This is a genomic window from Oscillibacter sp. 1-3 (genome assembly GCF_000403435.2).
Taxonomy (GTDB): Bacteria; Bacillota; Clostridia; order Oscillospirales; family Oscillospiraceae; genus Oscillibacter.
Window position 1 is genome coordinate 159,193 of the sequence record NZ_KE159708.1, and the last position, 20,838, is coordinate 180,030.

Sequence of the window (20,838 nt, forward strand, 5' to 3'; positions counted from 1 at the left end):
TGTGGTATCATAAAAACAGCGCTTTGCGAGGATTTTTCATCCCCGGCCCGTCTCTTTTGGCTTAGAGCAGTTCCCGAAAATACTGAGAAAAGTTCAGCGGTCCGGGAATTGCATGACTGCGTTGTCATCCTTGGCGGGCGTCAGCCCGCCTGCGTCCTCCGCCTTGCCCTGCGATCCCCGTCCTCGCTTCCTTTTTTCTCATTATTTCCGTGAACTGCTCTAGGAGTGTTTTTATGAGTCCATCCGTCAGCATCATTGTCCCCGTCTACAATGCCGGGGCCGCCCTGCGCCGCTGTGTGGAGAGCGTCCTGCACCAGGAGTACGAAGATTTTGAGCTGCTTCTGGCGGACGACGGCAGCCGGGACGGCTCCGGCGCCCTCTGCGACGAATTCGCCGCCAAAGACAGCCGGGTCCAGGTGATCCACAAGGAGAATTCCGGCGTTTCCGACACCCGGAACCTGTGTCTGGACCGGGCGCGGGGCCGCTACCTCCAGTTTTTGGACGCCGACGACTGGATCACGCCCGACGCCACACGGCTGCTGGTCCGGGCCATGGAGGAGCACCAGTGCGACCTGGTGGTATCCGATTTCTACCGCGTAGCGGGAGAGCGGCTCTCCCACAAGGGGGACATCGGCGAGACGCGGGTCCTGACCCGGGAGGAGTACGCCGCCTGCATGATGGAGAACCCCGCGGACTTTTACTACGGCGTGCTGTGGAACAAGCTCTACCGCCGCAGTCTTGTGGAGGAATACCGCCTCCGGATGGACCCGGCCATCAGCTGGTGCGAGGACTTTATGTTCAACCTGGAGTACATCCGCCACGCCCGGCGCTTTTTCGCCCTGCACGTGCCCGTTTACTACTATGTAAAGACCAAGGGGTCCCTGTGTGCCCAGGGGCTGAGCATCTCCAAAACCGTCCAGATGAAGCTGACGGTCTTTGCGTATTACAATCAGTTTTACAAAACCGTTCTGGACGAGGAGGAGTACCAGCGGCAGCGCCTGAAAATCTGCCGCTTCCTCATTGACGCCGCCCAGGACGGCGCCGTCCCGCCCCTCCCTGCCGCCACGCGGCTGGGCCGGGAACGGGTGCGGATCTCCTCCTCCGCCCTGGAGGGGAAGGGACTTCTCTTTGACCGCTTCCGGGAGCGGAAGCTGCTGGACTACTATCTGGAGCCCGCCGCCCTGAAAAACGGCCTCTCCCTCCAGGAGGCCCGGCTGCTGCTGTGCCTGCGGCAGTCCGGCGCGGGCACCCGACGGGAGCTGGCTGACTTCGCGGGGCTCTCCCGGGGCGCTCTGTCCATGCTGCTGAACCGCCTGGAGGGAAAGGGCCTGGTCACGGCGGCGGAGTTCCGGGAGCCGGAGAGCAGGGAGCGGCGGATCGAGATCAGCTTCCCCCCTGACGCCGCCTCCCTCCTGGCCGATCTGGAGACCGCCCGGCAGGACTATGCCGCCGCGAGGCTGGCGGGCTTCAGCCCGGAGGAGCGCGCGCAGTACGAGCGTCTCGCCGGCCGGGTCCAGGACAATATCCGGGACGTGCTGCAGTAACGCCGCCGCGGAGGGATCGGAAGGTCCCTCGTCAATCAAGCATATCAGGTCCGGCCTCCCCCCTGCGGGAGGCCGGACCTTTTCGTCTGCGGGCCGGATGCCCGCCGGCGGACAATGTGGTCGTATCTTGACGGAGAGCGGAAAATAGAGGTATCCTTATCCAAACGGAGACAGGAGGTATCTTTCCATGCAAGAGGTGAAAAACAGAACAAAATCCCAGCTGGATGCAGCCCTGCGGACACTGCTGCGGGAAAAATCCCCGGACCAGATCCGGGTCCGGGAGCTGACGGAGCGCTGCGGCATCCGGCGGCAGTCCTTCTACTACCACTTCACGGACGTATACGACCTCTTCGCCTGGTCGGTGGAACAGGAGGGGGCGGCCCTGTCCTCGCGGCAGGAAAACTGCCTGACATGGCAGCAGGCATTTCAGGACCTGCTGCGTTACATCTCCGGAAACCGGGACTACTGTCTGGCCGTGCGGAACACGCTGGGACGGCCGGGGCTGCAGCGGATGTTCGGCGGCGCCGCCGCCCGTTTGCTGGAGCAGACCTCCGCATACTACCGCCGCCGGTGCGGCGAGGAGGAGCTGTCTCCGCCCGCCGGGATAGACGCCTGCGCCGCCGCCATGTTTCTGGGCCTTCTGGACAGCTGGCTCTGCGGAGACCTGCGGCAGACCCCCGAGGCCCTGACGGCCCGTGTGGAGGAATCGGTGCGGCTGGGCATGCTGGGCGCGGTGTGGCAGAATTTTCCCAGATGGGGACAACGGGAGCAGGTTGATAAATGACAAGATCCGTCATTTGGGCGTTTTGATATTTTTCAAACAAGGCCCAAGGAGTTACAGCTGTAAAAATCCTCTGCGCAGGTCCCCTTTCCGCTGTTCTGCGCTAAGGGACCGCTGAAAAAATCCCGTGATCCGGCATTTTTGGTCATAGGTCCAGATTTTAGGGACTGTTTGAAGATTGGCAAAACACCGTCCCGGTGCATTTTCCGCCGAGACGGCGCAGCCGTGTCTTGAGATTCGTTGAAATTCCTGCGCCAATCCGCCATTTCGCCAATTTTCAAACAGCCCTAATTGCGCAACGCTAACAGAGCGGACAGGTCTTCCTGTCCGCTTTTTCTTTGACAATTTACATAATTCTGTCAGAAAACAGACGTTTTGACAAAATGTGACTGTTTTTGGAAAGTCTGTATATCGCTATAATTTGTTGCACAGGAGTGATTTTGTGAAAAAGCTTCTCTACATAGTCGTTTTGCAGAGCCAGCTGGGCCCCCGGGCCGGGGAGCTCCTGCTGCAGGAGGACGACCGGTCCGTCTCCGGCAGCTTCAGTCTCCTGGGCCACCGCAACCGCTTCTCCGGCAGCCTTTTGGAGAGCGGAAAGTATTTCATCTCAGGCACATTGCGCTCGCCGGTGGACCTGGAGCCCTATGACGCCATCTTTACCATTCAGGACGGCCGTCTCTCCGGCGGACTGATTACGCCCCATGGCTGCTGGGATCTGACCGGCGTCCGGGCGGCGGCGCGGCGAAAGGGCGGCCCCTGAGACCGTCCCGGCGTTCTATGCGCTGGCGGATTTTTCCAAAATTCCGCCGGAGTTGTCATGCGTTCATAACAAAACCGGCCGCCGGGAAAGGAGGACGCCGTGCGGGAATACGTTTTCACCCGGCCCGACAGGGCCACTATGGAACGCATCCTGGCGCAGGAGCCCGCCGGGCCGGGAGGCGTCATCCTTCGTCTGGCGTGGCTGGCGGGCCTGACCCGGGACGAAATCGCCCAACTGCGGTGGGAGCAGGTCTCGTTTCTGGACAGCCGCCTGGAGCTGCCGGACAGAATGGTTCCCCTGGCGCCGGAGCTGCGGTCGTATCTCTGGCGCCGTTACGAACGGCATGCGGAGGAGAGTCCCTTCGCCGCAGCCTCCAGCCGGGACGGCAGGCCGCTGCGGCCGGAGTCCATCTCCCGTCTGGCCCGGACGGCCCTGGACCGGGGCGGCCAGACCGGGGTGCGGCTGATGGACCTGCGCCACGACTGGATCATCCGCCAGCTGGAGACCCAGGACTGGCCCGCCGTGGCTCGGATCAGCGGCGTGGAAGTGGCCGCCCTCCAGGCCCGGTTCGCCGCCTTTGTGCCGGAGAAAAAGCCTGCCGCCCGGGCAGAGACCGCCCAGGTGGACGAGTTCAAGCTGTGGAAGGTCCTCCAGGCCGAGCGGGACACGCCCGCGGGACTGGCCCTGTGGCTCACCTGGCAGCTGGGCCTCCAGGCGGTGGAGATCATCTCTCTGACCTGGGACCAGGTGGACTTTGCGGAAAACGTCCTCCGCCTGCCGGACCGGGAGGTTTCCCTGACCAACGCCGCCCACCGTCTGCTGCTGGACACCCGGCGCCGCCAGGCGGACTGCGGCCCCCATGTCCTGCTGACCGCCCAGTCCCGCCGTCCCCTGGACCTGCCCCGGCTGTCCCGCATCACCCGGGCGGCGCTGATCCGGGGCGGCATGGAGCACGTCTCCCTGCGGGACCTGCGGCGGGACGAGACCCGGGAGGACGAGGACGCCAAAATTCTGGACCTGGCTGCCCGGCGGGGGCCCGTCTCCCGGGGAGAGATCATGACCCTGCTGGGGCTGTCCAAGACCGCCGTCTACGGCCGCCTGCGGCGTCTGACGGACCTGGGCCGGCTGGTGCGGGTGGGAGGCAAATACTACCTCCCCGGCACGGTGGTGCCGCCGGAGGAGCAGCCCGCCGCCGTGGTGGGCTATCTGGAGCAGGCGGGCTTTGCCTACCGGCAGGACATCTGCGGCCTGCTGCGCATTGAGCCCCGCCAGTGCACGCTGCTGTTAAAGCGCATGGTGGCCGCCGGGGCCCTGGCCCAGGATGGGCAGAAATATTTTCTCCCTCCGCCGGAGGAGAGGAAGGCGGAGTAATGGGGGGATGGCCCGCACAGGGGTGCGGGCCCCACAAATCAGTGCCGGCTCCCGTTGATGGACAGTACCACTTTGAGGACCTGTATTCACATCTGTTGAGTACAGGTCCTGATTTTGTCCCTCTCCGCCCTTCCAGGAACTTCCATTGCGGGACCAAACTCCTCTGTAAGGCCGGGAGCTTTCACTGTGGACCCAGACCCCCCTGTGAGGCAGGGAGCTTTCACTGTGGACCCAGCCCCCCTGTGAGGCAGGGGAACTTCCATTGTGTGCCCAGCCCCGCTATGGTGCTGGGCACTTCCACTGTGGGGCCCGCACCCCTGTGCGGGCCATCCCCCCCTGTGCGGGCCATTCCCCCCTGTGCAGACCATCCCCCCTCTGAGCATGCCCCAGCCCCATGACCCCCCTTGTTATTCCCTCCCGACAAACCGCAAAAGCGCATTGCGCCGCGTTTTTCACCTTCTTAACAAAAGGCCCGAAATCGTAGACAGACCAAATTCGGGCTGGTAAATTGAACCTGCGAAGCGGGCGTTGGACGCTCCGGCGCTCTTCCCGGCCTGGTGCCGGACCCCGTCACCGGTTACAGGCCCGGCGGCGGGGAGCTAGCCCCGGCACGAAGCCCGGACGGTTCCCGAAGCCCTCCGGCGGACGGTTCGCAAAATTAAAAAAGGAGGATACCCCATGAAGAGATTTCTCTCTCTGGTCCTGACGCTGGTTATGGTCATGAGTCTCGTGACCGTCAGCGCCGGGGCCAAGGACTTCACGGACGACGACAGCATCACCTATGATGAAGCCGTAGCTGTGATCTCCGAAATTGGAGTGGTCGACGGCTATGCCGACGGCGACTTCAAGCCCGCAAACACCCTGACCCGTCAGGCTGCCGCGAAGATCATCTGCAACCTGATCCTGGGTCCCACCACCGCCGCCGAGCTGCACGCGGACACCGCCCCCTATCGGGACGTGCCCGCCAACGGCGAGTTCGCCGGCTACATCGCCTACTGCCAGAAGGAAGGCATCATCAGCGGCTACGCCGACGGCTCTTTCCGTCCCGGCGGCACCCTGACCGGCTACGCCTTCATGAAGATGCTGCTGGGCGCCCTGGGCTATGACGCCACTCTGGAGAGCTACGTTGGCGCCAACTGGTCCATCAACGTGGCCAAGCAGGCCATCGGCATCGGCCTGAACAAGGGCCTTGTGGAGGAGTTTAACGGCATCAAGGCCGTGACCCGTGAGGAGGCCTGCCTGTACGCCTTCAACACTCTGCAGGCTGATCTGGTGGAGTACGGCCAGCGCCTGACCACCAACATCAACGGCACTGAGGTCACTCTGTCCTCCGGCGGCGCGCAGAGCCGTACCTGGAAGTCTCAGCAGAGCCGGGTGAACAACATCCGCGAGGATGAGATCATCCAGTTTGCCGAGGAGTACTTCAGCAAGCTGGTGAAGGCTCCCGACAGCGACAAGTTCGAGCGTCCCGCCCACACCTGGGTGTACGACAAGAAGGTGCAGATCGGCACCTGGACCGACACCGACAAGCTGCTGGAGACCTACACCACCGGCGTTTCCGGCCGCGACCTGTACGACCTGCTGGGCTCCGCCGTGATCCGCGACTATGACCTCGAGGTCTATGTCGACGGCCACGAGGCCAACAACAGCACCGGTACCGCTTCCACCGACTATGCTCAGTACAACTATGCCGGCACGGATGAGGAGATCGCCTCCGCCGAGCTGAAGCGTTCCAACACCGACGATCTGGGCATCACCGGCAACGGCGTTCTCACCGAGATCTTCAAGGACGACGACGCCGAGATCATCCGCATTGTCTCCATCCACACTTGGCTGGGCCAGGCCACCAGCTCTTACAACGAGAGCCGCGAGACCGCCTCTTTCAAGATCTTCAAGGGCCTGACCTCCAGCGGCGTTGTCAGCGTCAGCAAGAGCGCCCACTCCGAGGACGTTCCCGAGGCCGCCGACGTCACCGGCGACACCTTCTATCTGGTGCGGATGTCCGACAAGGACACCACTCTGCTGGAGATCGTTGACCTGGAGGAGCCCGAGATCCTGGAGCAGAGCACTGTCACCAAGTTCTCCAACGGCAAGGACGACAACACCGCCGCCCTCTATCCCAAGACCCTGACCACCAACGGCAACGAGTACAAGAAGAGCAACCGCGCCTACTATGACGCCGACACTCTGAACCAGTACGACGCCGACCTGCTGACCACCAACACCTACAACGTGTACCTGGACAAGTACGGCTACTTCATCGGCATCGACCTGTTCGAGGGCACCCGTCAGTATGTGTTCGTGACCGGCTACGACATGCGCAACAGCAACCTCTCCATCAAGACGGCTGAGGCCTCCGGCATCTTCCTGGACGGCACCATGGAGACCATGACCGTTAACGTGAAGGATACCAACAAGAACATCGAGAGCATGGTCACCTCGAACGGCGACACCAATGCGCAGGCCTACTATCAGACCTGGGGCACCAACGCCAGTGACGGCGTGTTCCTGCTGAACCGCTGGTACACCTACACCGTGACCGAGGCCGGCGTGTACACCCTGAAGCCCTGTGTGAACAAGGACGGCGAGGCCATGATGCTGGCCGCTAAGACCGACAACGCCGCCGACAGCGAGCTGAAGATGAACTGCGCCAAGCTGCGTCTGGACGGCGTGGATGACGACGAGGCTCTGCTGATGGGCGAGACCATGACCTACGTCAACAGCACCGTGAACATCGGTGCTGGTCCCGCCAAATTTGACCTGACCTCCATGCGCGCTTACGGCGAGGATGACTCCGTCTTCATCACTGTGGACACCGACGATGTCAGCGGCGCTTATGTTGGCTCCGGCGTCGGCCAGGGCAAGATCACCAAGGCCATCACCGAAGTCAACGGCGTCTACACCGGCGTGCAGGATGTGGACATCATCACCCGGCTGACCGACCGTGTTGTGGGCGACTACCGTGCCTCCAAGGGCGGCGCTCTGGCTGCTACTCCCGCCAACAATTGGACGTCCACGACCGACGTTGCTGCCAATCCCCAGAACAACTACATTCAGAACGGCGACCACAGCTACCTGGGCGAAAACGCCTACGCCGTGTTTGACAAGAACAACTTTATCATCGGCGCCGTCATCCTGGGCGAGGCCGAGGGCAACAACGGCACCAAGGCTTACATTCTCGATCCCGTGAAGTACGAGCGCTATGAGAACGGCACCTACTACTGGCAGTTCGAGGCCGTTATCAACGGCGAGGTTGTCAAGCAGGAGGCCGAGAGCAAGTTCGCCAGCACCATCGACACCATGCGCAACAACCAGTTCGAGATCGTTGAGCTGCGCTACAAGGCCGCCGACAGCGAGATCGTCACCGACGTGAAGGAGCTGGACCGCGACGATACCGACGCCACCTCTGCTACCGACAAGATCTACGGCTATCCGTTCGCCGAGGTCCTGACCGGCGGTCATAAGGTGAAGGACAACGAGACCGTCTACGATGTGGTTCTGACCGGCAATACCGGTACGACCCATGCCGCCACCGGCGATACCGTCACCGTCTTCACGTGGGTTGAGCGTCCCCGGAACAACGCCGAGGAGCATAAGGCCGCCTATTCCAACGACTTCACCTTCAAGACCACCCAGATGGGCACCCTGAAGCTCCAGGGCCGCACCCTGTATATTGACGCCAGCCAGCACGACTACGGCGTGGACTTCGTCCGCGACGCCAAGGCCGTTGTGATTCAGCCCGAGGGCTATGTGGATGAGCAGGGCGCTCAGAAGGCTGATATGGAAACCCGTGCGTACAGCACTGTTCAGGAGGCCATTGACAGCCTGGGCGACGCTGACACCACTTCTGCCGCTACCAAGGAGTTCCGCGGCATCATCACCGCCGTTCTGAACAGCCAGGGCGTCGCCGAGTGGATCGTGTTCTACTCTGACACCATGGTGCAGAACCGCAACAACACCAACGTCGGCGGCGCCACCATGGACGTGATCATCAACGTCAGGTTCCCCGGCAGCGACGCCGCTGAGTACTGGCGGACCATCCAGGTTGCCAAGCCCGCCGTCGGCACCATCGTGGATGTCGCTAACCCCGACACCCTGAACGGCGCCCCCATCAAGGCCGGCTACCAGCCCAAGCTGGATAGCATCCCCGTCACCTGGGAGAAGAACGCCGCCAACAAGAGCGTGACCTTCGAGTATGAGCTCATTGGCGGCGGCGGAGAAGGGCCCACTACCGGCACCAAGACCGTGCGCGTGGCCTATTCTACGGACTTTACCAACGATACTACCAAGGCCAGCAGCCAGGTGGGCTATCAGAATGTTACCCTCACCCTGGATGCTGCCGGCTTCGCCGATCTGAACGCCACGCACTTCACGAAGATTCCCGATGGTTTCGTGCTCACGACCGGAGCTACCGGCACGACCTTCACCAAGCTCGTCAAGAGCACTGACAGCGATGTGATCTATGTGCAGGTTCAGGAGCGCACCGACGTGACCAAGGTCGAGATTCTGCCGGCCGCGCGCGCAGCTGACATTACGCTCGAGGTCAAGTACGACGGTGACGCTGACGCTGTAAAGGCCGCCGCTGAGGATGCGGGCCTGCAGGTTGAGGTTACCTACGGCACCGAGGAAAACAACAATGTGGCTACCAGAACTCTGGCCGCTGATGCCAGTGGTCTGGCTTGGGATGCCGCAGGCACTACGGACGCCGCGGAGATCCAGGTGGGCTATACACCTGCGAACGGCAGCGAGATGATGAGCGCCAACAAGGTTGCTGTCAAGCTGTTTGCCACTCTGGCCAAGGCCAATATCGCCGGTGGCGACGACGTGGCTGGCTGGACCGTTGGCGGCACCATTCCCGCCAAGGTCTCTGTGGGTGATACTATCACCTTTACCTTGACCCAGGATGCCGCCGCTGATCTCACTGAGACGACCTTCGAGAGCAAGACCGCCACTGTCACCAGCACCAAGGGTTCTTTCGAGACTACGGGCGAGAAAGCAGCCACAGTTGAGCTGACTACCCCGGGCGTAGCTTCTACCGGTGCAGGTGATGCGGGCACGTTGGCCGTAATCACTGTGACCGCTACCGTCAAGACAATCACCGCTGATGCCTTTGCCATCACTGTGTCCGTGTCGTAAGCGCTGGTACTCAGGTAATGATTGCTTGAACAAAAAGGCCCCCGGCGAAAGCCGGGGGCCTTTCCCCATCCTTTACAGCAGCCCAAATCCCTGCCGCTTTGCAAAAAGGCGTGCTCCCGACGCCGCCGCAGGCCAGCGGAGGATTCCCGCCCGCCGTCAATTCTGGCGGCCGCGGACGCATTCGGCCGGAAACAGGAGCGGCGCTGCCTTCGCAGCGCCGCTCTTCGCAGTCTTTGTTTTCCTGCCGCCGGTTCGTCTTGCTGTCCGCGCGTCCCGCGGCGGCTTATGTTCCGCAGACAGAGGGCTTCCTTACAGGAATTTCTGCATCCCCTCGGTGGCGGCGGAGACATCCGCACTGATGGTAACGGTGAACTTGATGCCGTTGCGCTCGCCGAAGGCGTCCAGCCAGTTCAAAAACGCCTCGGTCTCACCGTTGATGCCCTGGCCCACGGTCTTGAGCAGATTGTCGATAAACACATGGGAGATGTCGTAGTTGCCGGCGTACAGGCCGCTGATGAATCCCCGGTACAGATCGTAGTTGTCCAGCTTGTACTCCTGCGCGTCGATGAGGCGGATATGATAGTGAATATCATATGTCATATTGCGGTTTGCCTCAATGCATACCACGTGGCCGGGCTCGTCCTTTGCCGCGTTGTTGATCAATTCGATGAGCTGCTTGGTCTTGCCGGAGCCCTTCGTGCCCATAATCAGTCTGACCATATCAAATCACTCCTGTCATTTAGAATCTCCGTTCGGGGAGACTTTGATATGTTAAGGATACCATAGTCCCCGGAAAAAAACAATGCAAAAAACGCGAGTTTGGGATTTATTCACAAAATTTCTACGCGCGCCTGTCGAAAAAGGGCGAAAAGCGGCGCCCTGCGGCGCCGCCCTCCGATTTTTACTTATTCAGCTTCGCCTCCAGCTCCGCCTTCCGCTCCTCGTAGCCGGGCTTGCCCAGCAGGGCGAACATATTCTTCTTGTAGGCCTCCACGCCGGGCTGGTCGAAGGGGTTCACCTCCAGCAAATAGCCGGAGAGGCCGCAGGCATACTCGAAGAAGTAGATCAGCTGGCCCAGGCTCCGGGCGTCCTTGCCGCCGGCCTCCACGATCAGGTTGGGCACGCCGCCCTCGGTGTGGGCCAGCAAGGTGCCCTCCATGGCCCGGTCCCGGATGAAGTCCATGGGCTTGCCCGCCAGGAAGTTCAGCCCGTCGCCGTCGTCCTCGTCCCGGGGAACGTACAGCTGGTGCTCCGAGGCCCCCAGGCGCACCACGGTCTCAAAGATGTTCCGGGTGCCGTCCTGCATATACTGGCCCATGGAGTGCAGGTCCGCGGTGAACTCCACGCTTGCGGGGAAGAGGCCCTTGCCGTCCTTGCCCTCGCTCTCGCCGTAGAGCTGCTTCCACCACTCCAGCATGAAGCGGAAGGCGGGGTCGTAGCAGGCCAGGACCTCGATGGGCTTCCCGGCGCGGTACAGCGCGGTGCGGGCGGCGGCGTAGCGCCAGGCGGGGCACTCGTAGGAGGGCTTAGCGGCGCAGAGGTCCATCATCTCCGCCGCGCCGCCCATGAGGGCGCCGATGTCAACGCCGGCCACGGCGATGGGCAGCAGGCCCACGGCGGTGAGCACGGAGTAGCGGCCGCCCACCTCGTCGGGCACCACGAAGGTCTCCCACCCCTCGGCGGTGGCCAGGGATTTCAAGGCTCCCCGGGCCTTGTCGGTGGTGGCGAAGATGCGCTCCCTGGCCCCCTCTTTGCCGTACCGCTTCTCCAGCTCCGCCCGGAAGAAGCGGAAGGCCACGGCGGGCTCGGTGGTGGTGCCGGACTTGGAGATGACGTTGACGGAGAAGTCCACGCCCTCCAGCAGGTCCAGAACCTCCTGCATGGCGTCGGCGGAGAGGCCGTTGCCCATAAAGTAGACGTTGGGCGTGCTCTTCTTTTTCAGGTTGTAGTTGGGAGAGCACAGGCAGTCGATGACGCCCCGGGCGCCCAGGTAGGACCCGCCGATGCCGATGACCACCAGGGCCTGGGAGTTCCCCTGGATCTTGGCCGCGGCGGCCTTGATGCGGGCGAACTCCTCCTTGTCGTAGTCCCGGGGCAGGTGGACCCAGCCGGTAAAATCCCCGCCCAGGCCAGAGCCGTCCTGGAGGCGCTCATGGGCGCTTTTCAGCAGGGGGGCCAGGGAATCCTCATAGGGCTCGGAGAGGAAGGTCTCCATCTGGAACAGCTTGACATCCAACATAATCATCGATCCTTTCTTATGTGCCGGGGAAGCGCCGATTGGGCCTTGCCAAAAAAATATCAAAACGCCTGAGCCGCGGGGCTCTTTCCGCCGCGCCGCGCCAAAAACGCTTGAAACCCCCGGAGAGCGCAAGGTTTTCTGACGCCGCCCGGCGGACATTGATGGCACGAAAATGCGCATGGGGTCTTACCGGCGATTCCCCAGAAACGCGGCCCAAACTGCCGCTGTTACAGAGTAAAGTATACCATCCCGGCGGACCGGGGGCAAGAGAAAACCGTCACAGTCCCGCCGAAAAATGGACGCGCCTTTGGTCAATCCGCCAAAAAGGCTGTGCGCAGCGTCCGCAGGAACATCTGCCAGAAGGTGAGCCGGGGCACCTCCTCCCCCGCCAGCAGCGGAATCTCAGCCACGACCTCCCCGCCGTCTCCGGAGGTGACGGTCAATGTCCCCAGGCTGTCTCCCAGAGCCACGGGGGCCTCCACGGACTCCGCCAGGGTGACGGTCTGCTGTAATCCGGCGGCCTTGGACCGCTCCAGCAGCAGCGCCCCGCCGTCCCCCAGCACCGGCTGGACCGTGGCCTGGGCGCCCAGGGCCACCGGCACCGGGGCCAGGGGCGTCTCCGGCACGATTCTGGTCAGGGTGTACCCGGCAAAGCCGTAGTTCAGCAGCGTCTGGGCGTCCTCAAACCGCTGGGCGGAGGTGGCCCCCTTCATGATGACGGCGATGAGCTCCATGCCGTCCCGCTCCGCCGTGGCGGAGAGGCAGTAGAGGGCGTTGTCCGTGGAGCCGGTCTTGAGGCCCGTGGCCCCCTGGTAAAAGCGCACCAGGCGGTTGGTGTTCACCAGCTGGGACTCCCCGCCCCGCAGGGTGTCCATCCAGATGGTGGTGTACTTGCGGATGTCCGGGTGGTTCAGCACCAGCTCCCGGCTCATGAGGGCAATGTCGTAGGCGGAGGTGACGTGGCCCGCCGCCGGCAGGCCTGTGGCGTTTTGGAAGGTGGTGTCGTTCATGCCCAGCTCCCTGGCCCGCTGGTTCATGCGCTCCACAAAGGCCTCCTCGCTGCCGGCGATCTGCTCCGCCAGGGCCACGGCGCAGTCGTTGGCGGAGACCACGCAGACGGCCTTGAGCATCTCGTCCACGGTCATCTGCTCATTCTCCTTCAGCCAGATCTGGCTGCCGCCCATGGAGCAGGCGTGGGCGGAGGCGGTGACCATGGTGTCGTAGCTCAGCTGGCCGCTGTCGATGGCCTCCATGGCCAGCAGCAGCGTCATGACCTTGGTGACGCTGGCGGGCTCCCGCTGGGTGTGTTCGTCCTTGGCGAAGAGGACGGCGCCCGTCTCCTTCTCCATCAGCAGGGCCGAGGGCGCGGAGACGTCCACGGCCTTGGCGCCGGCCGTCAGCGCCAGTACGGCGCACAGCAGCGCAATCAGTCGTTTCATAGAGATTCCCCCCTTGCAGCATTGGTAAACTCTATGAAACCGGGCGGACATTCATGACAGGCCCAATGGAAGCGCCTTGAACGAAAGCGGGAGTCCGGCGTCTCCGGCGGGGCGCTTCCTCCGCACCGTCCGCATGATGCGCCGGAGGACCTGCGGGCGCGATGTCCGCAGAAAACAGCCGAACGGCCGCCGCATTCCGCGGCAGCCGTTCAGCCGTCTCGTTGATTAAAGTGTCTGCCCAAAGGCGTATCCCTGGCGGAATACCCATATGGCGGACAACAGCAGAAGGCTGGTCAGCCCATACCCAAACAGGATGCCTGTCCACAGCCGGCGCCGGTTCCGGCTCTCGTAGGCTGTGCGAAGCTGAATCACGCCGTCCAGCACCAGCGGAAGCAGCATCGCCGCAGACCATAGGGGCCCGGGATGGCCCAGCCGCCATGTGGCCAGGGCGGCCAGAATGCCCGCCAGCTCTCCTGTACAGCGGGCACAAATCGGAAACTGCTTCCCCTTATAGAAAAAGGAGCGGTCCGGCCGGCAGTGGCATCCGAAGAAGATGGGAAGCCACTTGCAAAGCCACGCCTTAAAGCATTGCCGCGCCAATGCCGATGACGAACATCAACACGTAGAACAAAACGCCGCAGATGACACTCACCAGAGCGCCCATGCCGGCGGCTTTACTGGTCCTGGGCTTGGTGTCCTTCCACACCAGGAACAGAATCAGACCCACCAGGGGAATGCAGAAGCCCAGCAGTCCCCAAAGAAACCCGCCGTTATCCGCTGTCTGCGGGGTCTGAGCCGCGCCGCAGCGAGGGCACTCGCTGGCCTGCTCACTAATTTCCGCTCCACACTTCTTGCAAAATGCCATAACACTTTCTCCTCCAAACTATGTATTTCGCGTCCGCGCAGGCCCGAAAAAATTAGCAGAGAGGGATTGGGTTTTTCTTAGAAAAACCCAATCATGGCGTATACGCCATGATTCCATACTGTTTATGAAATTTTACGGTATTACGCGGGCATTGCCCATATTATGGGCAATTGTATTTTATACCGGCTGTCCCTATTTGTCAACTATCCGCGATTGTTGTTTTCGGCTGCGGCTTTGCAGGTGCGGGGCGCTGTCCGTTTTCCCCAAAACGCCGGATTTTCGGCGGACGGGCCAAGACAGGGCGCGGCCCCTACTCCAGCTCCGCCAGCAGCGCCCTGGCCTCTTCCACAATGTAAAGCGTCCCGCCCCGCTCCACAACCATCTCCAGGCGGGCCCTGGCATTTTGCCTCTCCCCCTGAGCCAGGTCCGCCCGGGCCAGGCGGAAGGCGGAGGACACCTTCTGAATGTTGGCCGTATAGCCGGCGCTCAGCTCTTCCTCCAGCCGCCGGAGGGTTTCGTAGTCCCCCGTCTGAAACGCGAAGCCCACGTCCATGATCTTCAGGAGCTGCGCGCCCCGCTTTTGCAGGGCGGGCCTGCGGATGGCGCCGGCGTACCGCGCCGTGTCCTCCTGGACGCGGCGCGCGCTGTCCAGGTCTCCCAGCCTGACAAAGCAGTTAAACCGGAGGTTCCGCACCAGCAGCTGGCTGGAGACATCCTTCTCCGGAACCGCCAGACCGTCCGTCATGGTCAGGGCCTCGGAGAAACGGCCGCACCACTCCGCGCCGACCGCCTCATTGATGGCCGTGGCCAGACGGTTCCGCCGCCGTCGATGCGTCCCCCGCAGCAGGCGGCACACCGCCGTATAGGTCGCCGGGTCGCAGTTCTGGTTCAGGATCAGGTTCAGGGATAAAAAACCCCAGGAGATCCAGACGTTGAGCGGCAGGGTGAGCGCGACCAGGAGGGTTATCGCCGGAAGGACCGTCGCAAGGCCGCTGCCCAGCGACCAGATCCCGCGGAAGATACTCACCAGATACGCCGCATAAATCAGGAGGATCAGCCCCTGCTTGATCCGGAGGCCCCGACGGTAATTGCGGACAATTTCCTCCGGCGTCCTGCCTTGATATTTCATCAAAATTCCCCCAGACGAAAGAGGGAGACGGACCGCGTCCGCCTCCCTCCTCGATGTCAGATTTTATTTGCTCAGCTGCTCGTCAATGGCCTTGGCGGCGGTCTTGCCGGCGCCCATGGCCAGGATGACGGTGGCCGCGCCGGTGACGGCGTCGCCGCCGGCGTACACATTCTCCCGGGAGGTCAGACCGTCCTCGTTGACGATGATGCCGCCCTTCTTGTTGATCTCCAGGCCCTTGGTGGTGGACTTAATCAGGGGGTTGGGGCTGGTGCCCAGGGACATGATGACGCAGTCCACATCCAGGTCAAACTCGCTGCCGGGCTTCTCAATGGGCCGCCGCCGGCCGGAGGCGTCGGGCTCGCCCAGCTCCATCTGGATGCAGCGGATCTTGTTCACATCGTCGTTCTCGTCGGCGAAGATCTCCACCGGGTTGCAGAGGGTTTTGAAGATGATGCCCTCCTCCTCGGCGTGCTCCACCTCTTCTTTACGGGCGGGCAGTTCCTCCATGCCCCGGCGGTAGACGATGTACACCTCGGCCCCCAGCCGCTTGGCGCAGCGGGCGGCGTCCATGGCCACGTTTCCGCCGCCCACCACGGCCACCTTCTTGGGGCGCTGGATGGGGGTGTCGGAGCCGGGCAGGTAGGCCTTCATCAGATTGATGCGGGTCAGGAACTCGTTGGCGGAGTATACGCCCCGGTAGTTCACGCCGGGGATGTCCATGAACATGGGCAGGCCCGCGCCGGAGCCGATGAACACGGCCTCAAAGCCCTGCTCCTCCATCAGCTCGTCGACGGAGATGGTGCGGCCCACCACGGTGTCCGTGGCGATGGTGACGCCCAAAGCTTTCAGGCCGTCCACTTCCTTCTGCACGATGGACTTGGGCAGACGGAACTCGGGAATGCCGTACACCAGCACGCCGCCGGCCAGGTGCAGCGCCTCAAACACCGTCACCTCATACCCCTTCCGGGCCAGGTCGCCGGCGCAGGTCAGGCCCGCGGGGCCGGAGCCCACCACCGCCACGCGGTGGCCGTTGGAGGCGGGCTTCTCCGCGGCGGCGGAGGCGTGGGCGTTGTGCCAGTCGGCCACGAACCGCTCCAGGCGGCCGATGCCCACGGGATCGCCCTTCTTGCCCCGGACGCAGTACTTCTCGCACTGGCTCTCCTGGGGGCAGACCCGGCCGCAGACGGCGGGCAGGGCGGAAGTGGCGGCGATGATCTGATAGGCGGCCTCAAAGTCGCCCTTGGCCACCTCCTGGATAAACTCCGGGATATGTACCATGACCGGGCAGCCGGTCATGCAGGGCTTGTTCTTGCAGTTGAGGCACCGCTGCGCCTCGTCCAGGGCCTGGGCCTCGGTATACCCCAGGGCAACCTCCTCAAAGTTCTTGTTGCGGACGTTGGGGTCCTGGGAGGGCATGGGGTTTTTCTGTAAAGACATATTGGCCATGGTTATTCGGCCTCCTTTTTCAGCAGGTTGCAGGTCTCCTCGTACTTGTGCTTCTCAAAGGGCACGTACATCTGGTTGCGCTTCACGGCCAGATCCCAGTCCACCTTGTGGCCGTCGAAGTCCGGGCCGTCCACGCAGGCGAACTTCATCTCGCCGCCAACGCTCAGGCGGCAGCCGCCGCACATGCCGGTGCCGTCGATCATGATGGGGCTCATGGACACGGTGGTGGGCACGCCGTAGGGCTCGGTGGTCTTGCAGACAAATTTCATCATAATCATGGGGCCGATGGCGAAGATCTCGTCATACTGGTTGCCCTCGTCCAGCAGCTCTTTCAGGGCCTCGGTGACAAGGCCCTTGCGGCCGTAGGAGCCGTCGTCGGTGCAGATGACCAGCTTGTCGCTGGACTTCTTGAAGTCCTCCTCCAGGATCACCAGGTCCTGGCTCTTAAAGCCCACCACGGCGTGGACCTCGGCCCCGTCGTCGTGGAATTTTTTCAGCACGGGGTAGGCAATGGCGCAGCCCACGCCGCCGCCGACTACGCAGACCTTCTTCTTGCCGGCGGTCTCGGTGGGCTTGCCCAGGGGGCCGACAAAGTCCTGAAGGCAGTCTCCCTGGTTCAGGCGGCGGAGCTTCTCCGTTGTGGCGCCCGCCGTCTGGACGATGATGGTGACGGTGCCCTTCTCGGGGTCGTAGTTGTTGATGGTGATGGGGATGCGCTCGCCGTTCTCATCCACGCGGAGGATGATGAACTGGCCGGGCTGGGCCTTCTTGGCGATCAGCGGCGCCTTGATCTCGTACAGCGTCACCGTGGGGCGCAGGGCCTCTTTTCTTACGATCTCATACATTTCGGTTCCTTCTTTCCACATCTTCGGATGTTCGGATTTGCGCGGTTTGGTACTCTTTCCTCAGATACACGTTTTCTATTTTACACGAACCACGCCAACCCGTCAATCGCTTTTGATACTGTATCCCGGAAAAACCCGCCGTTTTCTGAAAAGTATTTTCATTTGACTTTCCCAAAGGGTCATGTTATCCTGACAAAAAAGGAGGAGTGTTCCCATGGAACTGAAAGACACAAAAACCGCCGAAAATCTCCGCAAAGCGCTGGCCGGAGAGTCCATCGCCCGCAACAAATACACCTATTTTGCGCAGGCGGCCCGGGCCAACGGAGACGACGCGGTCGCCGACGCCTTCGAGCAGATGGCGCTCAATGAGATGATGCACGCCAGGTTCTGGTATGAGCAGCTGTTTGGGCGCCCCTCTGAGACAAAGGCGTGCCTGCTGCAGGCGGCGCAGGGCGAGTACAGCGAGTGGCACAGCATGTATCCGGAGTTCGCCCGGCAGGCCCGGGAGGACGGTCTGGAGGAGCTGGCCGCGATGTTTGAGAAGGTGGCGGCCATCGAGCAGAGCCACGAGCAGAGATTTCTGACCCTGCTTGCCAAAATGGGCGCGGCGCCGGAGCCCCCGCAGCCGCAGTCGGGCTGGCGGTGTCAATTCTGCGGCGCGGTTTTCAAGAGCCGGCCCGATGTGTGCGACACCTGCGAGGCAATTGGGGCGTTTGAATATTTTGACAGCCTCTAGGCCTTTTTTCAAACAAGGCCTAGGCGCACAGGGAGCGTATGCCGGGGCCGCGGCGGCTCTGAGGCCGGAAAGTCTGCATGCGCACCGTCTGTTTGCGGGTTCTCCTTGCTTGTTCGATCCAGAGGCGATTTTCGCTTCTGGATCATTTGATTTTGCAGCCGTCCTCTCTGTACGGCTTCCCGCCGGATGTGCCAAAAACGCCTAAGAAGCCGTATTCACCGCTGACGAACGCCGTCCGGGCGGGGCTTTTTCCGCCCGGCGCATCCGGCATCCGCCGTTTGTGAATACGGCTTCCCGCGCTCCTGTCAAAGCAGTGTGAAGCGCCGCCCCTCGGAGCGGACCAGTCCCTCCTCCCGCAGGCGTTTCAGCTCCCGCATCATGGCGCTGCGGTCCGCGGCGATGTAGTCTGCCAGTACGCTGAGGGAGAAGGGCAGGGTGAAGCTGGTCCCCCCGGCCCGGCCGGCCAGCTGCCGGAAGCAGCACAGCAGCTTTTCCCGGATGGACCGGCGGGAGAGCACGTCGATCCGCTCCGACAGGGCCTGGGCCTTGTCCGCCATCAGCCGCAGCATGTTCTGCACCAGGGTGCTGTGGTAGGCGCATGCGTTCTCGCACCGCCGGAGGATATGGGAATAGTCGATGAACACCACCTCGCAGGGCGCGCGGCACACCACCTCCAGGCTGTCCCCCGCCGACCCGGCGAAGGCCAGATTCCGGCCGAACACGCCGCCGGGGCCCAGCTCCTCCATCACAGTGGACACGCCCTCCTCGTCGATGCGGATCAGCGCCGCAGACCCCCGCTCGATCACGCCCACGTCGTCCCGTTTGGCGTCTGCGAAATCGTAGATCAATTCGTCCGTCTGATAGGACCGCCCCACTGCCTGAAAACAGGGCAGCATCCTCTGGTATTCCTCGTAGGTAATATCCCGAAACAGGGGACTCTTCTCCAACTCCTGAGGAGCCAGCATATCCCTCTCTCCTTTCTGTTGCATATACGACACTCCCATCATACCAGCATCCGGCCGAAATGTAAAGGTCCATCTTTTTGAGGAAGTGTTCAACCGTGTGTTTTATCCATCCGTGGTTTTGATTTTGCGGCTTTGTAGGGGCGGGGCACTGTCTCCGCCTGTTTTCTGAAAGCGCCAGGTTTCCGGCGGACGGGCCGGGACAGAGCCCGGCCCCTGCATTATAAAAATTGCCCCCAACGAACATTCAAAAGCTGTCCCAACCGGCGAAAGTACATGTCCTGGCGGAAAGACTTCCGTCCGGACTGCGTCAGAAAAGCTTGAAATCCACTGGGATTCCTGCGCTTTTCCTTCTTCCCGGAGAAAAAATTCCTCGCCGGTCCGCTTCCTTCTGCCGGTTGGGACAGCTTCTCATTTTTGGTACGAGTCTTTGCTCACCGCGTACAATTCGGTCTCCCAAAAGTCAAAGGGGGGTTCCACTTTGTAGTCAGAATCAAAATAGCGCCGTATGTATTGTGCGGCCCGGCGTTCACAGTATGTATAGTTGAGGACGCTCCCATCCTCGTCAAGCTCCAGATTGTTCATAAAAATGGCAAAGGCCTGCTCTGCAAAGCTGCTTTCTTCTCTCAAAATTTCACCGGTGTACGCAATTCCCTCCAAAAGAGGATAGCCCAGCGTTCCGTGTGCAAACCAGTATGAGAACTGCCGGACGGCGCCGCTTACATATGTGCTGATCTTCATTTCCATACTCCTCCGCATTGATTTGAGTCCCAGCCGCTTTATGACGCCACATGACAGCACAGAGCGGCTGGAATACTCGGTGAACCCCACAAGGCAAGCGGGAACCCTGCTTTTCCAGGCGGGCCAAATCCACGCCCGAGGCCGGAGAAACACAGGACATCCGCGTAGTTCTGACGGAAAGAACGCCGCAAAACCGTCTTTCGCCGCTATCAGACAGGGCTGAATCCAGATCCCGCAGAAAATTTAAGGCAAATTTCACAATTTGTTCATCAAGCTTAAAAAGAGCTCTTGTATACTATAACCAGCAAAATCCCCACAAACTGCCATCCACCTCAGGCGGGGCTGCCCGCCGCCAGCGAGAAACGAGGCTTATATGAATATTGCTTATTTTCTGCTTCCCAAAAGCCGCACGGCTTACCTGTATGACGATTACACAGTCCGCCAGGGATTGGAGAAGATGCGTTATCACGGATACGCGGCCATTCCGGTTATCTCCCGGGACGGGAAGTACGTGGGAACCGTCAGCGAGGGGGACTTTCTCTGGAGCCTGCTCTCCGATGAGGGCGGCCGCCGCGCAACCCGCAGTCTGAAGGACCTGGAAAAGCTCCGGGTGCGGGACATTTTCTGCGAGGACAACGCCCCGCCGGTGGGCATCACCGTCAGCATGGAGGAGCTGCTCACCAGCGCAATGAACCAGAATTTTGTCCCCGTGGTGGACGATCTGGAGAACTTCATCGGCATCATCACCCGAAAGGACATCATTCGCTATTTTGCCGAACAGCAAAATCCATCGGCCGCCACCCAGCGCATGCGGAAAATCGTATAGAACAGGATTCCAGAACCG

General features: G+C 61.9%; 17 protein-coding genes. 7 read left to right on the plus strand and 10 right to left on the minus strand.

Annotated elements, in window-relative coordinates; genetic code table 11:
• Positions 1 to 233: 233 nt before the first annotated feature.
• The 5 genes from C816_RS11180 to C816_RS11200 all read left to right on the plus strand — a co-directional run bounded on the left by C816_RS11180 (position 234) and on the right by C816_RS11200 (position 9,592).
• Positions 234 to 1,544 (plus strand): glycosyltransferase, encoded by a 1,311-nt coding sequence (locus C816_RS11180; RefSeq protein ID WP_016322496.1) that lies wholly within the window; start codon positions 234 to 236, stop codon positions 1,542 to 1,544.
• 187 nt (positions 1,545 to 1,731) lie between these two features.
• Positions 1,732 to 2,328, plus strand: a complete 597-nt coding sequence (locus tag C816_RS11185) for a TetR/AcrR family transcriptional regulator C-terminal domain-containing protein (protein WP_016322497.1) — start codon at positions 1,732 to 1,734, stop codon at positions 2,326 to 2,328.
• Positions 2,329 to 2,767: 439 nt separating this feature from the next.
• Complete coding sequence (locus C816_RS11190; RefSeq protein WP_016322498.1) at positions 2,768 to 3,085, plus strand: hypothetical protein; 318 nt, start codon at positions 2,768 to 2,770, stop codon at positions 3,083 to 3,085.
• 99 nt (positions 3,086 to 3,184) lie between these two features.
• A complete protein-coding gene (locus tag C816_RS11195; RefSeq protein WP_016322499.1) occupies positions 3,185 to 4,456 on the plus strand; it encodes a hypothetical protein in 1,272 nt (423 codons plus the stop codon).
• Positions 4,457 to 5,134: 678 nt separating this feature from the next.
• Positions 5,135 to 9,592: an S-layer homology domain-containing protein gene (locus C816_RS11200; protein ID WP_016322500.1), complete on the plus strand. Its 4,458-nt coding sequence runs from the start codon at positions 5,135 to 5,137 to the stop codon at positions 9,590 to 9,592.
• Positions 9,593 to 9,901: 309 nt separating this feature from the next.
• Here C816_RS11200 and C816_RS11205 read toward each other — a convergent pair whose 3' ends face one another.
• The 8 genes from C816_RS11205 to C816_RS11240 all read right to left on the minus strand — a co-directional run bounded on the left by C816_RS11205 (position 9,902) and on the right by C816_RS11240 (position 17,555).
• Positions 9,902 to 10,312: a hypothetical protein gene (locus tag C816_RS11205; protein WP_016322501.1), complete on the minus strand. Its 411-nt coding sequence runs from the start codon at positions 10,310 to 10,312 to the stop codon at positions 9,902 to 9,904.
• Between the two features lie 181 nt (positions 10,313 to 10,493).
• On the minus strand, positions 10,494 to 11,831 hold the full coding sequence (locus C816_RS11210; RefSeq protein ID WP_016322502.1) for a glucose-6-phosphate isomerase: 1,338 nt from the start codon (positions 11,829 to 11,831) through the stop codon (positions 10,494 to 10,496).
• Positions 11,832 to 12,142: 311 nt separating this feature from the next.
• A complete protein-coding gene (locus C816_RS11215) occupies positions 12,143 to 13,270 on the minus strand; it encodes a D-alanyl-D-alanine carboxypeptidase family protein (protein ID WP_016322503.1) in 1,128 nt (375 codons plus the stop codon).
• A gap of 225 nt (positions 13,271 to 13,495) precedes the next feature.
• On the minus strand, positions 13,496 to 13,870 hold the full coding sequence (locus C816_RS11220) for a DUF2085 domain-containing protein (RefSeq protein ID WP_016322504.1): 375 nt from the start codon (positions 13,868 to 13,870) through the stop codon (positions 13,496 to 13,498).
• Entirely contained in the window at positions 13,851 to 14,135 is a 285-nt protein-coding gene (locus C816_RS11225; protein ID WP_016322505.1) for a zinc ribbon domain-containing protein, read from the minus strand. Before C816_RS11225 ends, C816_RS11220 begins: the two co-directional genes overlap by 20 nt.
• 310 nt (positions 14,136 to 14,445) lie before the next feature.
• On the minus strand, positions 14,446 to 15,264 hold the full coding sequence (locus tag C816_RS11230; RefSeq protein WP_016322506.1) for a hypothetical protein: 819 nt from the start codon (positions 15,262 to 15,264) through the stop codon (positions 14,446 to 14,448).
• A 63-nt stretch (positions 15,265 to 15,327) separates the two neighbouring features.
• Positions 15,328 to 16,710, minus strand: a complete 1,383-nt coding sequence (gltA, locus tag C816_RS11235) for an NADPH-dependent glutamate synthase (RefSeq protein ID WP_016322507.1) — start codon at positions 16,708 to 16,710, stop codon at positions 15,328 to 15,330.
• Positions 16,711 to 16,712: 2 nt separating this feature from the next.
• Complete coding sequence (locus C816_RS11240; protein WP_016322508.1) at positions 16,713 to 17,555, minus strand: sulfide/dihydroorotate dehydrogenase-like FAD/NAD-binding protein; 843 nt, start codon at positions 17,553 to 17,555, stop codon at positions 16,713 to 16,715.
• 214 nt (positions 17,556 to 17,769) lie between these two features.
• On the opposite strand from C816_RS11240, the gene C816_RS11245 reads away from it, so the two are divergent.
• The gene (locus C816_RS11245; RefSeq protein WP_016322509.1) at positions 17,770 to 18,291 is read left to right on the plus strand and encodes a rubrerythrin family protein; all 522 of its coding nucleotides are present in this window, start codon (positions 17,770 to 17,772) and stop codon (positions 18,289 to 18,291) included.
• A gap of 305 nt (positions 18,292 to 18,596) precedes the next feature.
• Here the strand turns inward: C816_RS11245 and C816_RS11250 are convergent, their stop codons facing one another.
• Entirely contained in the window at positions 18,597 to 19,280 is a 684-nt protein-coding gene (locus C816_RS11250; protein ID WP_242832187.1) for a Crp/Fnr family transcriptional regulator, read from the minus strand.
• Between the two features lie 384 nt (positions 19,281 to 19,664).
• Positions 19,665 to 19,994 carry a DUF7677 family protein gene (locus C816_RS11255; RefSeq protein ID WP_016322511.1) on the minus strand — a complete coding sequence of 110 codons (330 nt, stop codon included), beginning with the start codon at positions 19,992 to 19,994 and terminating at the stop codon, positions 19,665 to 19,667.
• Positions 19,995 to 20,367: 373 nt separating this feature from the next.
• Here C816_RS11255 and C816_RS11260 point away from each other — a divergent pair, with 373 nt between their 5' ends.
• The gene (locus C816_RS11260; protein WP_016322512.1) at positions 20,368 to 20,820 is read left to right on the plus strand and encodes a CBS domain-containing protein; all 453 of its coding nucleotides are present in this window, start codon (positions 20,368 to 20,370) and stop codon (positions 20,818 to 20,820) included.
• The last annotated feature ends 18 nt before the right edge of the window (positions 20,821 to 20,838 follow it).

What these genes read in the sequence shown, in the direction of transcription:
- C816_RS11180 (WP_016322496.1), top strand. Translation starts at nt 234, where the DNA reads ATGAGTCCATCCGTCAGCATCATTGTCCCCGTCTACAATGCCGGGGCC.
- C816_RS11185 (WP_016322497.1), top strand. Translation starts at nt 1,732, where the DNA reads ATGCAAGAGGTGAAAAACAGAACAAAATCCCAGCTGGATGCAGCCCTG.
- C816_RS11200 (WP_016322500.1), top strand. Translation starts at nt 5,135, where the DNA reads ATGAAGAGATTTCTCTCTCTGGTCCTGACGCTGGTTATGGTCATGAGT.
- C816_RS11205 (WP_016322501.1), bottom strand. Translation starts at nt 10,312, where the DNA reads ATGGTCAGACTGATTATGGGCACGAAGGGCTCCGGCAAGACCAAGCAG.
- C816_RS11210 (WP_016322502.1), bottom strand. Translation starts at nt 11,831, where the DNA reads ATGTTGGATGTCAAGCTGTTCCAGATGGAGACCTTCCTCTCCGAGCCC.
- C816_RS11215 (WP_016322503.1), bottom strand. Translation starts at nt 13,270, where the DNA reads ATGAAACGACTGATTGCGCTGCTGTGCGCCGTACTGGCGCTGACGGCC.
- C816_RS11225 (WP_016322505.1), bottom strand. Translation starts at nt 14,135, where the DNA reads ATGGCATTTTGCAAGAAGTGTGGAGCGGAAATTAGTGAGCAGGCCAGC.
- C816_RS11230 (WP_016322506.1), bottom strand. Translation starts at nt 15,264, where the DNA reads ATGAAATATCAAGGCAGGACGCCGGAGGAAATTGTCCGCAATTACCGT.
- gltA (WP_016322507.1), bottom strand. Translation starts at nt 16,710, where the DNA reads ATGGCCAATATGTCTTTACAGAAAAACCCCATGCCCTCCCAGGACCCC.
- C816_RS11240 (WP_016322508.1), bottom strand. Translation starts at nt 17,555, where the DNA reads ATGTATGAGATCGTAAGAAAAGAGGCCCTGCGCCCCACGGTGACGCTG.
- C816_RS11245 (WP_016322509.1), top strand. Translation starts at nt 17,770, where the DNA reads ATGGAACTGAAAGACACAAAAACCGCCGAAAATCTCCGCAAAGCGCTG.
- C816_RS11250 (WP_242832187.1), bottom strand. Translation starts at nt 19,280, where the DNA reads ATGCAACAGAAAGGAGAGAGGGATATGCTGGCTCCTCAGGAGTTGGAG.
- C816_RS11255 (WP_016322511.1), bottom strand. Translation starts at nt 19,994, where the DNA reads ATGAAGATCAGCACATATGTAAGCGGCGCCGTCCGGCAGTTCTCATAC.
- C816_RS11260 (WP_016322512.1), top strand. Translation starts at nt 20,368, where the DNA reads ATGAATATTGCTTATTTTCTGCTTCCCAAAAGCCGCACGGCTTACCTG.